This is a genomic window from Burkholderia sp. AU16741, from assembly GCF_002223345.1.
Taxonomy (GTDB): Bacteria; Pseudomonadota; Gammaproteobacteria; order Burkholderiales; family Burkholderiaceae; genus Burkholderia; species Burkholderia sola.
Window position 1 is genome coordinate 201,668 of sequence record NZ_NKEZ01000003.1, and the last position, 15,454, is coordinate 217,121.

Here is a 15,454-nt window from a genome sequence, read left to right on the forward strand (position 1 = left end):
CCAACGGGGGCGCGAGCTCGCGCCGCCGGGTCAGCACGTGAAAATCTTGCCCGGATTCATCAGGTTGCGCGGATCGAGCGCGAGCTTGATCGCGCGCATCGTGTCGATCGCGTTGTCGCCGTGCTCCTTCGGCAGGAAGCGCATCTTGTGCAGCCCGACGCCGTGCTCGCCCGTGCAGGTGCCGCCCAGGCGCAGCGCGCGCTCGACGATCCGGTCGTTGATGCGTTCGGCTTCGGCGAGCTCCTCGGGCTTGTCGGGATCGATCAGGATCGCGACGTGGAAATTGCCGTCGCCGACGTGGCCGACGATCGGGCAGGGCAGCGACGACGCGCGCAGGTCGACCTCGGTTTCCTCGACGCATGCGGCGAGCTGCGAGATCGGCACGCACACGTCGGTCGTCACCGCGCGGCAGCCGGGCTTCAACTGCAGCATCGCGAAGTACGCGTTGTGGCGCGCGGACCAGAGCCGCGTGCGATCCTCGGGGCGCGTCGCCCATTCGAAGCCCTGGCCGGCGTTCTGGCCGGCGAGCGCCTGCACGAGTTCGGCCTGTTCCTTCACGCCGGCGTCGGTGCCGTGGAATTCGAAGAACAGCGTCGGCGCTTCCGCCAGCGTCAGGTTCGAGTGACGGTTGATCGAGCGCACCGCGAGCGCGTCGACGAACTCGACGCGCGCGATCGGCACGCCGATCTGAATCGTCTCGATCACGGTACGGACCGCGTCGGCCATCGTCGGGAACGTGCAGATCGCGGCCGACACGGCTTCCGGCAGCGGGTGCAGGCGCAGCGTGATCTCGGTGATCACGCCGAGCGTGCCTTCGGAGCCGACGAACAGCCGCGTGAGATCGTAGCCGGCCGACGACTTGCGCGCGCGCGAACCGGTTTTCACCACGCGGCCGTCGGCGAGCACCGCGGTCAGGCCGAGCACGTTCTCGCGCATCGTGCCGTAGCGCACCGCGTTGGTGCCGGATGCGCGCGTCGCGGTCATCCCGCCGATGCTGGCGTCGGCGCCCGGATCGATCGGGAAGAACAGGCCGGTGTCGCGCAGCGCTTCGTTGAGCGCCTTGCGCGTGATGCCCGGCTCGACCGTCACGGTCAGGTCTTCGGCGTTGATCGACAGCACGCGGTTCATTTCAGACAGGTCGAGCGACACGCCGCCGCGCACCGCGAGCAGGTGGCCTTCGAGCGACGAACCGGCGCCGTACGGGATCAGCGGCACGCTGTAGAGCGAGCACAGCGACACGACTTCGCGCACGTCGTCGGTGCTGTGCGCGAAGACGACGGCGTCGGGCAGTTGCGGGTCGAACGGGGATTCGTCGCGGCCGTGATGGGCGCGAACCGCGTCGGCGGTCGACACGCGCTCGCCGAAAGCGGCGCGCAGCGCATCGAGCATGGCGGGGGGCAGCGGGCGGCGCGTGGCGGCCGGCGGGGCGGGGTGGTTCACGAATGTCTCCTGACTGCTTGTCGTACTGTCGGCCCATTCTACGCTGTAACGCCTGCTGCGCCTCCCGCCGCGGGCTGCGATAATCGCGTTCCAGCCAACCGGGCCGCGTCGCGGCCGCGCACGAGAGGACATTCGCATGGGCAACCGCTTGAGCAAGATCGCGACGCGCACGGGCGACGACGGCACCACCGGGCTCGGCGACGGACGGCGCATCGGCAAGGACGACGCGCGGATCGCCGCGATCGGCGATGTCGACGAACTGAACTCGAATCTCGGCGTGCTGCTGGCCGAGCCGTTGCCCGACGACGTGCGCACCGCGCTCGTCACGATCCAGCACGACCTGTTCGATCTCGGCGGCGAGCTGTGCATTCCTGGCCATACGGTGATCGACGACACGCACCTCGCGCGCGTCGACCAGTGGCTCGCCCACTACAACGCGACGCTGCCGCCGCTGAAGGAATTCATCCTGCCGGCCGGCTCGCGCGCGGCGTCGCTCGCGCACGTCTGCCGAACCGTGTGCCGCCGCGCGGAGCGCTCGATCGTCGCGCTCGGGCGCGACGACGCGCTCAACGATGCGCCGCGGCGGTACGTGAACCGGCTGTCCGACCTGCTGTTCGTGCTGGCGCGCGTGCTGAACCGAGCCGGCGGCGGCGCCGACGTGCTGTGGGAGCGCGGGCGCGTCCGCTAGCGCGCCGTCGCGGTTTTGCGCACTGCGACAATTTGCCCAGGGAGCGTTCTCCGTTAAACATGTATCGTACGTGCATGTTTAACGGAGAACGAACATGACCCACCTCACCGCTGACCAGATGGCCCGTGTGAAGGCCACCGCCCCCGTCCTTGCCGAGCACGGCGCGACGATCACGAAGCATTTCTATCAGCGCATGTTCGCGCGTCATCCGGAACTGAAGAACCTGTTCAACCAGACGCACCAGAAGACCGGCAGCCAGCCCGAGACGCTCGCGAAAGCCGTCTATGCGTATGCGGCCAACATCGACAACCTCGGCGTGCTGGGCGGCGCGGTGTCGCGCATCTCGCACAAGCACGCGAGCCTGAACATCCGTCCCGAGCATTACCCGATCGTCGGCGAGAACCTGCTCGCGTCGATCGTCGAGGTGCTCGGCGACGCGGTCGATGCCGACACGCTGGAAGCGTGGCGCGTGGCCTACGGCCAGCTCGCGCGGATCCTGATCGGCGCGGAGGCCGACCTGTACGCGAACGCCGCATGGAGCGGCTTCCGCCCGTTCAAGGTTGCGCGCAAGGTGCGTGAAAGCGACGAGATCACGTCGTTCTACCTGACGCCGGCCGACGGCGGCGACGCGCCGACGTTCGAGCCGGGCCAGTACGTCACGGTGAAGCGCTTCGTCGGCGATCTCGGCGTCGACCAGCCGCGCCAGTACAGCCTGTCCGACGCGCCGCACGGCAAATGGCTGCGCATCTCGGTGAAGCGCGAGGCCGGCAAGCCGGAAGCGATCCCGGCCGGCAAGGTGTCGACGCTGCTGCACGATGGCGTCGAAGCGGGCGCGATCGTCGAGGTGACCGCGCCGATGGGCGACTTCTCGCTGAAGCGCGACGTGGATACGCCGGTCGTGCTGATTTCGGGCGGGGTCGGCATCACGCCGATGATGTCGATGGCGTCGACGCTGATCGCCGCTGGCAGCCAGCGCGACGTGCGGTTCATCCATGCATGCCGTTCCGGTGCGGTGCACGCGTTCCGCGACTGGCTGAACGACACGGCGCGCGAGCACGCGAACGTGAAGCGCACGGTGCTGTACGAAGTGGTCGGCCCGAACGATCGGGCCGGCATCGACCACGATCTCGAAGGGCGTCTCACGCCGGAGCGTGTGCAGCAGTACGCGCTGGTGCCGGACGCCGATTACTACATCTGTGGGCCGATCGCGTTCATGAAGGCGCAGTGCGACGCGCTCGTCGCGCTCGGCGTCGCGCCGGAACGGGTGAACACGGAGATCTTCGGGTCGGGTGCGCTCGAGTGAGGACGGAGGACGGCCGATTTCGGTCAATGCAATGACGCAACGACAAAGCCCGGCGCGAGCCGGGCTTTGTCGTTGCGGCGCCGTGGGGGGCGACTTCAGGCGCGCAACATCAGCGTTGCGTGGTAGCGCCACACCTTCGGCTCGGCACTGACGAGCGGCATCCCTTCATGGAGTGCCTGCGCGACCGTCATGCGGTCGAACGGATCGGCGTGGTCCGGGAATCCGGCAACGCGGCGACTGCCTCTGCGTGATCGCTGCTGATCGGCAACTCCGCAAAACCTGCAAGCCGAATGCCGGACGCGCATCTCTCGGATGGACGGGCAGATACCTTGGCGGTATTTGATCTCGATTTCCCAAATCGACGCGGCGCTGACGTACGGCGTGTTTTGGGGATGTTCGATCAATGCGGTCGCGGTTGCCGAAAGCTGCGGCGCGCCTTCAGCCCACCCACAGCGCGATGTGCGTATCGAGCAGCAGCTTCACGGTGCAAGCCCTGGTCCGAGCTGGCATCGAAGTCGGCGGCGATCGATTCATCGCCGGCATTGAATGCCTCGACGCTTGCTGGAATGTTCAATCCGGCAAGCAACTGACGGGCTGCGCCGATCCGCTTCGGCGCGACGTAAGGAGCGATCCGGGCCACCGGATGACCATTGCGGGCGATCACGACTTCGGCCTCGCGCCCCGATTCAAGCGCTTCCACGAGGCTGGAAAGCCGCGACTTGGCATCGTGCATGTTGACGGTCGACATGGCCGATCCTCTGGTTAGCCAGCTGATGTTAGCTGGTCTAGCGGAGCGACACGCCGACCGCAGGCTGGCCGCATGGCCAATTCGCCGGCAGGCGGGGCCATACGGTCAGCCAGTAACGTCCTTCAGTTCCCGCTGCCGCGCGCGACGCGTCGCGCCTTCACCGATTCCGCGAGCCCTTCGAGTACCTTCACGCTATCGTCCCACGCGATGCACGCATCGGTGATGCTCTGGCCGTAGGTCAGCGCGCAGCCTTCCTTCAGGTCCTGGCGGCCCTCGACGAGGTGCGACTCGATCATCACGCCGACGATGCGCTCGTCGCCGGCCGCGATCTGGCGGCCGATGTCCGCGCACACGGGAATTTGATTCTCGTGCTTCTTCGAGCTGTTCGCGTGGCTCGCGTCGATCATCAGGCGCGCGGCGAGGCCGGCCTTGCCGATGTCCGCGCACGCGGCGTTCACGCTGTCCGCGTCGTAGTTCGGCGCCTTGCCGCCGCGCAGGATCACGTGGCAGTCCTCGTTGCCGGCCGTCGACACGATCGCCGAATGGCCGCCCTTCGTCACCGACAGGAAATGGTGCGGCTGCGACGCGGCCTTGATCGCGTCGACCGCGATCTTCACGTTGCCGTCGGTGCCGTTCTTGAAGCCGACCGGGCACGACAGCCCCGACGCGAGCTCGCGGTGCACCTGCGACTCGGTCGTGCGCGCGCCGATCGCGCCCCACGAGATCAGGTCGGCGATGTACTGCGGGCTGATCATGTCGAGGTATTCGGTCGCGGCCGGCAGCCCCATTTCGTTGATCTGCAGCAGCAGCTCGCGCGCGGTGCGCAGCCCTTCGTTGATCTTGAAGCTGTTGTCGAGGTGCGGATCGTTGATGAGCCCCTTCCAGCCGACCGTCGTGCGCGGCTTCTCGAAGTACACGCGCATCACGATTTCCAGCTCGCCCTTGAAGCGCTCGCGTTCCTTCACGAGCCGGCCCGCGTATTCGATCGCCGCCTTCGTATCGTGGATCGAACACGGCCCGATCACGACGATCAGCCGATCGTCCATCCCGTGCAGGATGCGATGCATCGACTGGCGCGAGTGATAGATCAGCTCGGACGCGGCTTCGGAGCACGCGAATTCGCGGATCAGGTGGGCGGGCGGCGTCAGTTCCTTGAGTTCGCGAATGCGGACGTCGTCGGTGTTGTGCGGGGGCATGCTGTTTCTCCTAATTTTTCGGGGCGCCGTTCGGTCAATGCGCGTGCGGCAGATTCATCAATTCGGGCAATTCAGTGGTTCCGGTCGGGGCCGCGGGACCCACTGCGGCGGCGACCGGCTGGCGAAGGGCGAAAAAAAACCGCCGGGTTCGCCGGCGGTTTTTTCGGGAATTTCGGTTGCGCTTTACGCGCCATCAACCCTCTCGATCCGCCAGCGGTCTGAGATACCAAAAAAAGTAAAAGTAAAACTTGGCGGACATGACGGAAATTCGGCTCGTCAAAAAAGTTGATTCGGAATTTATACCCGGTCCCCGCGCGGCTGGCAACCGGGGGGGCTCGAAAATGCGGATAATCCGCGCGTTTTATTCAAAATGCGCGGATTGTCTGCGTCGTGATGCGGTTATGCCGTACCGCCGACCGTCATCTTGTCGATTCGCAGGGTCGGCTGGCCGACGCCGACCGGCACGCTCTGGCCTTCCTTGCCGCATACGCCGACGCCCGTGTCGAGCGACATGTCGTTGCCGATCATGCTCACGTATTTCAGCGATTCCGGGCCGCTGCCGATCAGCGTCGCGCCCTTCACCGGGTAGGTGACCTTGCCGTTCTCGATCATGTACGCCTCGGACGCCGAGAACACGAACTTGCCGTTCGTGATGTCGACCTGGCCGCCGCCGAAGTTCACCGCGTACAGGCCGTTCTTCACCGACGCGATGATTTCCTGCGGATCCTTGTCGCCGTTCAGCATGTACGTGTTCGTCATGCGCGGCATCGGCAGCGCCGCATACGACTCGCGCCGCGCGTTGCCGGTGACCGGCATCTTCATCAGGCGCGCGTTCAGCGTGTCCTGGATGTAGCCCTTCAGGATGCCGTCCTCGATCAGCGTCGTGCACTGCGTCGGATTGCCTTCGTCGTCGATGTTCAGCGAGCCGCGGCGGTTCGGCAGCGTGCCGTCGTCGACCACCGTCACGCCCTTCGCGGCGACCTGCTCGCCGATCCGGCCCGCGAACGCGGACGAGCCCTTGCGGTTGAAGTCGCCCTCGAGCCCGTGGCCGATCGCCTCGTGCAGCAGCACGCCCGGCCAGCCCGGCCCGAGCACGACCGTCATCGCGCCGGCCGGCGCCGGCCGCGCGTCGAGGTTCACGAGCGCCGCATGCACGGCGTCGTCGACGTAGCGCGACAGCACTTCGTCGGTGAAGTAGCCGTAGTCGAAGCGGCCGCCGCCGCCGCCGGAGCCGATCTCGCGGCGGCCGTTCTGTTCGGCGATCACCGTGACCGACACGCGCACGAGCGGGCGGATGTCGGCGGCGAGCGCGCCGTCGCTGCGCGCGACGAGCACGACGTCGTATTCGCCGGCGAGGCCCGCCATCACCTGCGTGACGCGCGGGTCGCGGCCGCGCGCCATCTGCTCGATGCGCTCGAGCAGCTTGACCTTGGCCGTCGCGTCGAGCGACGCGAGCGGGTCGGACGGCAGGTACAGGTCGCGCCCCGAGATGCCCGTCAGCGACGAGGCGGCCTTGATCTTCTGGCGGCCGCCGCCGGCCGCCGCGATCGCCTTGGTGGCGGCAGCGGCCTGTGCGATCGCTTCCGGCGACAGGTCGTCCGAGTACGCGAACGCAGTGCGGTCGCCCGCGATCGCGCGCACGCCGACGCCCTGGTCGATGCTGAAGCTGCCCGATTTGACGATGCCTTCCTCGAGGCTCCACGCTTCACTGCGGGTCGCCTGGAAGTACAGGTCCGCGTAGTCGACGCGATGCGTAAAGATGTCGGCGATCGTGCGCGTGAGCAGGCTTTCGTCGAGGCCGTACGGCGTGAGCAGGATGTCCTTCGCCAGCGCGAGGTTGCGGATGCCGGGTTCGATGATGTTCATGCGGATATCGGGATTCTCAAAAAGTTGTCGGGTGCTGCCGGGCAGATGGGTGGGCCGCGCGGCGTTTCAAGCGGTGCGGCGGATTCAGCTCAGCACGCGGTGCCGCCACGCGGGCAGGCTCTGGCGTACGTCGGCGATGCGTTGCGGATCGAGCGTGCCGAGCACGACGCTCGCGCCCTCGTCGCGCACCGCGACGATCTCGCCCCACGGGTCGATCAGCATGCTGTGGCCCCACGTGCGCCGGCCGTTCTCGTGCTTGCCGCCCTGCGCGGCCGCGAGCACGTAGCACTGGTTCTCGACGGCCCGCGCGCGCAGCAGCGTTTCCCAGTGCGCGCGGCCCGTCGTATACGTAAACGCCGACGGCACGACCATCAGCGCGCAGTCGCCCATGCGGCGATACAGCTCCGGAAAGCGGAGATCGTAACAGACCGACAGGCCGACCCGCCCGAACGGGGCGTCGAACGCGACGACCGTGTCGCCCGCGCGGATCGTGCGCGCCTCGTCGAACGATTCGTCGCCTTTCTCGAAGTTGAACAGGTGGATCTTGTCGTAGCGCGCGGCCTCGTTGCCGGACGGATCGAACGCGAGCGTCGTGTTCAGCACGCGGTCGGGTTCCGGCGCCTTCAGCGGCAGCGTGCCGCCGATCACCCAGATGCCGTGGCGGCGCGCGGCGTCGGCGAGGAATTGCTGGATCGGGCCGTCCCGGTACGGTTCGGCGAGCGCGAGCTTGTCGGTGTCGCGGTGGCCCATGAAGCAGAAATATTCTGGCAGCAGCACGAGCTGCGCACCTTCGCCGGCGGCTTCCGCGATCAGGCGGCGTGCTTCGGCGAGATTGCGGGTGACGTCCGGCGCGCTCACCATCTGCAGCGCGGCGACCTGGAAGGGCGTGGCGGAACGGGCGTGATCGGTCATCGCGGAATCGCTTGCGTCATAAATGGGGTGCGGCCCGGCGCCTGGCGGCTCGATGCGCGCTCAATGGCTCGATGCATCGGCCGGACCGTGATTCATCTTACCCTGATCGCTCCGCACCCGCTCGATGTGCGGGTGCGCCCACGAGCCGGTGATCGCGTAGTCGAGCGCGAATGCGTGCGACAGCGTCTCGGACAGCGCGTAGTTCGCGGCCAGCACGCCGATGCCGAGCAGCGGATTGACGACGGCGGCCCCGATCGCGGCCGCGCCCGCGCTGATCTTCGGCGCGACGTGGGCATGCAGGTCCTGCGTCTCGGTGCCGAGATCGACCGCGCCGCGCACGGTGACGTTCGCGGGGCCCGTCATCATCGAGAAGTCGTCGGTGCGCGCGATGCCGTTCGAAATCCGGCCGGTACCGGTGATCTTGTCGAACGGCAGCCCCTTGCCGACCACGTCGCGGAAGTTCAGCGTCAGGAAGCGCGCGAGGCTCTGTAGGCTCAGCACGCCAAGCAGCTTGGCCGCGCCCGGATCGACCTTCAGGATCTTCCCGTGCTCGAGGTCCACCGCGACCTGGCCGCCGAGCGACGGAAAGTCGAGCGCGGTCGGGCCGCCGCGCCAGCCGACCTTGCCCGTGACCGAGCCGTGACCGTCCGCGAGCGTGCGCGGCAGGCCGACGCGGTCGAGCAGCGCGCCCGCGTTGTCGATGTCGAGCTTGAAGTCGAACACGGTGCGGCGCGGCGCATCGGTTTCGTCGGCACCGCGGGCAAGCGCGCGGCGCGACGTGCGCCAGTTGCCGGTGGCCGTGAGCGTCGCGGCCGGGTTCGACAGTTCCAGCTTGTCGAGCTGCCACACGGGCGTGCCGTCTTCGTCGATGTTGCGCGCGTTGACGACGAGCCGGCCGATGTCGTGATTGCGCGCGACGACCTGGTCGACGATCAGGTCGATCGACGGCATCGGGCGGTCGGTCGGCGTCGGCAGGTTCATCGCGCGGCCGACGAGATCGTGCTGCGCGCTATCCGGAATCACGAGCTTCGCGAGCCGCGCGTTGAGCACGCCCGCGCCGTTGTGGCCGCCGCCCGGCGCCCACGACAGGTAGCCCGACACCTGGTTCGACGCGATGTTCGCCTGCCAGAGGTCGTCGACGTGCGACGCGCCGACGATCGCGTTTTCCCAGTTGCGCTTGAGCAGCTTCAGCGTGTCGAAATGGAACGCGAAGCGCTTCGGCGCGAAGCTCGCGAAATCGACGCGCGGCGCGGCCTGCGGTTCCGGCGCGCGCGGCGTGGCGGGCTTCAGCGTGTGGGCGAGGGCGAGCCACGCGTCGGCGTCCAGCTCGGCGACGTCGACGGCCGCGCTCACACCCTCCTGCGGCATGTCGGGCATCCGGTGAATGCCCATCGCGCCGCGTACCGCGCGCAGCGGCTGGCCGCGCGTCGCGTCGAGCAGGTAGGTCGCGGTCACCGGGCCGAGCGTCAGGTCGGCGTGTTCGAGACGTTTGCCGTCCGCCTGCGGCGCCGGCTGCAGCGTGAAGCGGAACGGCATCGGCGTGCCGGCCGGTTTCGCGAACGGCGCCGGGAAGTTCAGCGCCACGCCCGTCAGGTCGGATTGCGCGCTGACGTCGGGCAGCCGGCCCGGCGCGCCGCGCACCGCGACTTTGTACGGCGCGTCGCCGACCACGTGTTCGAGCAGCGCGGCGGCCGCGCCGTGCAGGTTCAGGCCGCGCGCGGCGTCGAGCGCGAGCCGACCGTCGACGTCCACCGCGTACGGGCCGTGCGACCGGAAGGTGCCGTTCGCGCGCACCGGGCCGCCGAGGAAGCGCCCCGACAGGTCGTGCAGCGATGCACCGGCCTCGGTGAAGCGGACGCTGCCGCGCAGGGCCGACAGCGGCGGCACGCCGCGGGTCGACAGCGTGTTGCCGCCGAACGCGAGCGCGCCTTCGACGTGCGTGTGCGGATGGGGGACGTGTTGCGGAATCGTGATCTTGAGCGCGAGCGACGCGGTGCCCTGCGCGTCGATCCGCTGGCCGACGTGGTGGCTCATCGTGCCGAGCGAGCTGTGGTCCGCATAGTCGATCAGGTCGGCGAGCGGGCCCCGCGCATGGCCGTCGATGATCAGCGGCGAGTGCGACGGATTGCCGAGATCGTCGATGCGGCCCGCGACCTTCGTCAGCGCGACGCGCTTGTAGTGCGCGCGCCGGATGTCGAAACGCAGCTTGTTCTGCGCGAGCTCGAACACGCCGTCGATTCCGTCGAGCGCCGGCCAGACGCTCGGCGTGCCGTTCGCGAGCTTGCGCGGCGGGTACGGCGTCGGCTCGAAGCGGCCGCCGGTGAACGGCGCGACGATGTGGAACACGCCGGCGTCCGGCTCGTGTTCGAACGGGAATTTCTCGAGCGGGCCGCGCGCGACGATCGACGCGCCCTTGGTCACGTTGCCGTCCTGCAGTGCATGGCCGAGATAGTCGCGCAGGTGCTCGGACATCCCGGTCGGCAGGTAGCGCGGAATGCGCGCGACCGACGCGCGCGCGAAATCGGCGCGCAGGTCGAGCGAGCCGCGGCCGTGGCCGGGGTTCGTGTACGAGCCCGACACCGCGATTTCGGCATCGGGGTTCGACACGAACAGGTCGGGCAGCGACACGTCGACGCGCGCGTGCTTGTCGCCGGGCGCGGGCGTGATCGTCCATTTGGCGTTGCCGCGCAGCCGGTCGAACGTCAGGCGCGGCTCGTCGAATTCGCCGGGCACGGTGACGGCTGCGTGGACCGTGTCGATATGCGCGGCGCCGCCGGTCTCGTTCGCATCGACGCGGCCCCACAGGTTCTCGACGCCCGGCCAGCCGGCGCGCGGGTGGCCGCGCGGCGAGAGCCCGGGCGGCGGCTCCTGCGCGGCGAAGCTGATGCCTTGCAGATCGCCGAGGAAGCGGTAGCGGACGATCGGCGCGGCGCCCATGCGCCGCTCCTCGTCGGCGAGATCGGCGCGCGCGGGTTTCGCGCGCTCGACCTCGATGTGATAGTTCGACACCATCCCGCGCGGGTCGATCTTGATCAGCTCGTTGCGCAGGCGTGCCGGCAGCGGCAACCCGCGGATGAATTCGCTGAGGATGCCGAGATCGACGCGGTCGCCGACCACGCTGAGCAATTGCCCCTGGTTCGCGGTCGGCACGCGGTAGCGCGCCGTCAGCGTCGACAGCGCGAGCGAGCGGGCGAGCGGCGTGCCGTCCGGCAGCGGCGGCTGGCCGAGCTCCGCATTGAAGCGCGTCAGGTGCAGCGTGTAGTCGTGGCCCGCATCGAGCACCATGTCCCAGCCGAAGCCGACGGTCGGCACGTCGAGCCGCGGCTGGGTCGGGCGCACGCGCAGCACGACGTCGGCGCCTTGCAGGTCGCCGCCCGCCGAACGCAGGTGGCCGTCGCCGAAGGTCGCCCAGATCGCGTTGTCGATCCGGCCCGCGTGGATCGTGAGCGGCACGTCGAGATAGCGCGTGAGCGTCTGCAGGTCGACGGGGCCGGTCGACAGGTACGCGTCGCCGGTCCAGTTCGCCGGCTTGCCGATCGGCGCGAGCGGCTTGTGCTTGAAGCGCGCGCGGAAATCGAGCGGACCGAGCAGCAGCGTGCCGTTCGCGGGCGCCTGCAGCGCGGCCTTGTGCACGCGGCCGTCGTTGAGCACCGCGAGCCGGATGCCCGACAGCACGAGCTCCGGTGCGTCGTGCTGCGCGTCGCGCCAGCGCAGCGTGCCGCCGCGCAGCACGATCGCCTCCTGCTTGAGCAGCCAGGTGCCGAACGTGTCGTTGCCGCCGTGGGTGGTCGCGACGCCGACGCCCGCGACGCTCAGCGAGCCGTCGGCCGCCCGCGCGACGACGAGGTCGGGCTGGTCGACGATCAGGCTCGACAGCGCGGGCGACAGCCGCAGCAGCGACATCCACGACAGCGCGGCCGTCGCGTGCGGCACCGACAGCGCGACCTTGCCGTCACGGCCGCGGATCGTCAGGTTCGTGAGTTCGACGCCCGGCTGCATGCCGGACCAGTTCGGGGAAAGCTTGCCGATCGAAAGCTGCGCATGGAGCTTGTCGGACACGGCGCGCTCGATGCGCGGGCGGAATTCGTCGATGCGGGGCAGCAGCACGTAGCGCAGCCCGAGGAAGGCGCCGGCCGCGACGAAGTAGGTGCCGATCCCGGCTGCCAGCGTCACCTTGAACACGCGACGCAGGACCGGATGATCGTGCTTCGGAGGTCCCGCTTCGGGCGCAGCTACGGCGGATTCCTGACGGTCGGACATGCGGCGGACGGGCGGCGATATGGTAGTTTTGCAGATTGACGTTGAAATGTATCACAGGGGTTCGTGCCGGCGGCCGTTGGGGGCAGCGCGGCACGGGCTTTCCGGCGCGCGGTGTCGCGACGGGCGCATGCGCGTCCGGCGAGGCCGCGCCGAGTCCATGGGGCCGGCGGCAGCGGGGCGCGTACGCGCCGGCCCGCCGCCGCCGGCCTTTTCGCCAGGCCCGTTTCTCGATGACCGACGCTTCCGCCCTGATCAGCACGTCCTATTCCCGCTACCTTGCCCGCGCGGCGGCCGCCCGGCCCGCGCTGGCCGAGCAGATCGCCGCGTGGGCGGCCGCGCCGCTCGGCCGCGCGCAGCTCGACGCGCGTCTCACCGCGCTGCTCGCGACGCCGGCCGGCGCCGCCGCGCCGGGCGACGAGCAACTGAAGCGCGCGTTGCGGCAGTTGCGCGCCGAGGCGTTCGGCGCGGTCGCCGAGCGCGACCTGCGCGGGCTCGCGGACGTCGCCGAGGTCACGGGCGCGATGACCGATCTCGCCGAAGTGGCCGTGCAGCGCTCGCTCGCGCTGCTGTCGGCCGAACTCGAGGCGCAGTACGGCGAGCCGCGCGGCGCCGACGGTCAGCGCGTCGTGCTCGGCGTGGTCGGGATGGGCAAGCTCGGCGGCCGCGAGCTGAACGTGTCGTCGGACATCGACCTGATCTTCGTGTACGAGGACGACGGCGAGACCACCGGCGGCGCGCGTTCGCCGCTGTCCACGCAGGAATACTTCACGCGGCTCGGCCGGCGCCTGATCGGCGTGCTGTCCGAGGTCACGGCCGACGGCTACGTGTTTCGCGTCGACATGCGGTTGCGCCCGAACGGCGATTCGGGGCCGCTCGTCTGCAGCATCGGCATGCTCGAGGAATATTTCTACGTGCAGGGGCGCGAGTGGGAGCGCTATGCGTGGATCAAGGGGCGGCTCGTGTCGGAAGGCGACAGCGACGCCGCGCAGCGGCTCGCGGCGCAGCTCGAATCGATCGTCAAGCCGTTCGTCTACCGGCGCTATCTCGATTTCGGCGTGATCGGCGCGATCCGTTCGCTGCATCAGCAGATCCGGCACGAAGCCGCGCGGCGCGCGTCGATGCGCCCGGACAAGGCCGACGACATCAAGCTCGGGCGCGGCGGGATCCGCGAGATCGAGTTCAGCGCGCAGGTGTTCCAGCTGATCCGCGGCGGCCAGGATGCGGGATTCCGCGTGCGGCCGACGCTCGCGGTGCTGCGGCATGCGCAGGCCCGCGGGCTGATCGGCGACGACGTGCGCGCGCGCCTCGCCGACGCCTACAATTTCCTGCGCACGCTCGAGCACCGGCTGCAGTACCGCAACGACGCGCAGACGCACGCGATGCCGGTCGAGCCCGACGAGCGCGCGGCGCTGGCCGCGTCGCTCGGTTTTGCCGACTATGCGGCGCTGATGACGGTGCTGGACGAACACCGGAACTTCGTCGAGGCGCAGTTCGACCAGATCTTCGCGGACAAGGTGAAGGGCGGCGGCCCTTGCACGGCGGGTGACGACACGGCGGCCGCGTGGATCTGGAGCGGCGCGCTGGCCGACGACGGCGAGGACGACGCGCTGGTCGCGCGCCTCGACGGCCTGGGCTTCGCCGATCCGGCCGCCGTGCTCGCGCGGCTGCGCGCGGTCTGGCAATCGTCGCGTTATACCGGGCTGCCGGAAAAGAGCCGGCAGCGCTTCGACAGCGTCGCGCAGCGGGCGCTCGATGCCGCGCCGAAGATCGACGCCGCGCGCCGCGACGACACGATCGTGCGCCTGTTCGACCTGCTGGAGACGGTCAGCCGGCGCGGCGTCTATCTGGCGCTGCTGACCGAATATCCGGCCGCGCTCGACCGCGTGCTGTCGGTGCTCGGCGCGACGCGCTGGGGCGGCGGCTACCTGATCCGCCACCCGCAACTGCTCGACGAGCTGCTCGACGACGAGGCGATCGCGAGCCCGTTCGACTGGCCCGCGTTCAAGGATGCGCTGCGCGCGCGGCTCGCGGCAGCCGACGGCCCCGAGCAGCAGATGGACCTGCTGCGCCACGCGCAGCACGCGGAGGTGTTCCGGATCCTGCTGATCGACCTGGCCGGGCAACTGTCGGTCGAGCACGTGAGCGACCGGCTGTCCGAGCTGGCCGACGCGGTGCTCGACGTGACGATCGAAGTCGTGTGGTCGCAGCTCGCGAAGCGCCATCGCGACGTGCCGAAGTTCGCGGTGATCGCGTACGGCAAGCTGGGCGGCAAGGAGCTCGGCTATGCGTCGGATCTCGACCTGATCTTCCTGTACGACGACCCGGACGAGCGCGCGGCGGACGTCTACACGACCTTCACGCGGCGCCTGATCACCTGGCTCACGACCGCGACCGGCGCGGGCGCGCTGTTCGACATCGACCTGCGTCTGCGGCCGAACGGCGAGGCCGGGCTGCTCGTCACCGATCTCGACGCGTTCCGCCGCTATCAACTGCGCGAGGGCGATGCGGCGAACACCGCGTGGGTGTGGGAGCACCAGGCGCTGACGCGCGCGCGCTACAGCGCGGGCGACGCGCAGATCGGCGCGGATTTCGAGGCGATCCGCCAGCAGGTGCTGACGACGCCGCGCGACGGGGCGGTACTCGCGAAGGAGATCGTCGACATGCGCGGCAAGGTGTTCGCCGGCCATCCGAACCACACCGAACTGTTCGACCTGAAGCACGATCGCGGCGGAATGGTCGACATCGAGTTCATCGTCCAGTACTGGGTGCTGCTGCATGCGTCGAGCGACGCCGAGCTGATCCGCAATACCGGCAATATCGCGCTGCTGCGCGAGGTCGCGCGTTTCGGGCTGATGGGCGAGGACGAGGCCGAGCGCGTCGGCGCCGCGTATCGCACGTACCGGAAGCTGCAGCACAAGCTGCGGCTCGACGGGATGGAGAAGGCGCGCGTCGATCCGGCGGTGGTGGCCGAAGAGCGCGCGGCCGTGACGGCGCTGTGGGCGCGGGTGTTCGGGGCGGTTGAAACGGGCGTTTGAGTTGAG

General features: G+C 69.2%; 8 protein-coding genes and 2 pseudogenes. 3 read left to right on the forward strand and 7 right to left on the reverse strand.

The annotated features are described in order from the left end of the window. Window positions 1–30: 30 nt before the first annotated feature. The gene (locus tag CFB89_RS03280) at window positions 31–1,440 is read right to left on the reverse strand and encodes an FAD-binding oxidoreductase (RefSeq protein ID WP_089466722.1); all 1,410 of its coding nucleotides are present in this window, start codon (window positions 1,438–1,440) and stop codon (window positions 31–33) included. 136 nt (window positions 1,441–1,576) lie between these two features. On the opposite strand from CFB89_RS03280, the gene CFB89_RS03285 reads away from it, so the two are divergent. Together CFB89_RS03285 and hmpA are read left to right on the forward strand one after the other, a co-directional pair. After that, window positions 1,577–2,128: a cob(I)yrinic acid a,c-diamide adenosyltransferase gene (locus tag CFB89_RS03285; protein WP_089466723.1), complete on the forward strand. Its 552-nt coding sequence runs from the start codon at window positions 1,577–1,579 to the stop codon at window positions 2,126–2,128. 94 nt (window positions 2,129–2,222) lie between these two features. Then, window positions 2,223–3,431, forward strand: coding sequence for an NO-inducible flavohemoprotein (gene hmpA, locus CFB89_RS03290; RefSeq protein WP_089466724.1), 1,209 nt, complete (start codon window positions 2,223–2,225; stop codon window positions 3,429–3,431). Between the two features lie 95 nt (window positions 3,432–3,526). Here the strand turns inward: hmpA and CFB89_RS03295 are convergent. The 6 genes and pseudogenes from CFB89_RS03295 to CFB89_RS03325 all read right to left on the reverse strand — a co-directional run bounded on the left by CFB89_RS03295 (window position 3,527) and on the right by CFB89_RS03325 (window position 12,413). Beyond that, window positions 3,527–3,914 (reverse strand): annotated as a pseudogene (locus CFB89_RS03295) (type II toxin-antitoxin system VapC family toxin). Window positions 3,915–3,918: 4 nt separating this feature from the next. Continuing rightward, a pseudogene (locus tag CFB89_RS03300) lies at window positions 3,919–4,179 on the reverse strand (type II toxin-antitoxin system Phd/YefM family antitoxin); the annotation flags it as partial. Between the two features lie 122 nt (window positions 4,180–4,301). Continuing rightward, window positions 4,302–5,375 (reverse strand): 3-deoxy-7-phosphoheptulonate synthase AroG, encoded by a 1,074-nt coding sequence (gene aroG, locus CFB89_RS03305; RefSeq protein ID WP_006476851.1) that lies wholly within the window; start codon window positions 5,373–5,375, stop codon window positions 4,302–4,304. 399 nt (window positions 5,376–5,774) lie between these two features. After that, window positions 5,775–7,241: a metalloprotease TldD gene (gene tldD / locus CFB89_RS03315; protein ID WP_089466725.1), complete on the reverse strand. Its 1,467-nt coding sequence runs from the start codon at window positions 7,239–7,241 to the stop codon at window positions 5,775–5,777. Window positions 7,242–7,325: 84 nt separating this feature from the next. Next, window positions 7,326–8,153 carry a carbon-nitrogen hydrolase family protein gene (locus CFB89_RS03320; protein ID WP_089466726.1) on the reverse strand — a complete coding sequence of 276 codons (828 nt, stop codon included), beginning with the start codon at window positions 8,151–8,153 and terminating at the stop codon, window positions 7,326–7,328. Window positions 8,154–8,213: 60 nt separating this feature from the next. Further along, window positions 8,214–12,413, reverse strand: coding sequence for a YhdP family protein (locus tag CFB89_RS03325; protein ID WP_089466727.1), 4,200 nt, complete (start codon window positions 12,411–12,413; stop codon window positions 8,214–8,216). 230 nt (window positions 12,414–12,643) lie between these two features. Here CFB89_RS03325 and glnE point away from each other — a divergent pair, with 230 nt between their 5' ends. Continuing rightward, window positions 12,644–15,448, forward strand: coding sequence for a bifunctional [glutamate--ammonia ligase]-adenylyl-L-tyrosine phosphorylase/[glutamate--ammonia-ligase] adenylyltransferase (gene glnE, locus CFB89_RS03330; RefSeq protein WP_089466728.1), 2,805 nt, complete (start codon window positions 12,644–12,646; stop codon window positions 15,446–15,448). The last annotated feature ends 6 nt before the right edge of the window (window positions 15,449–15,454 follow it).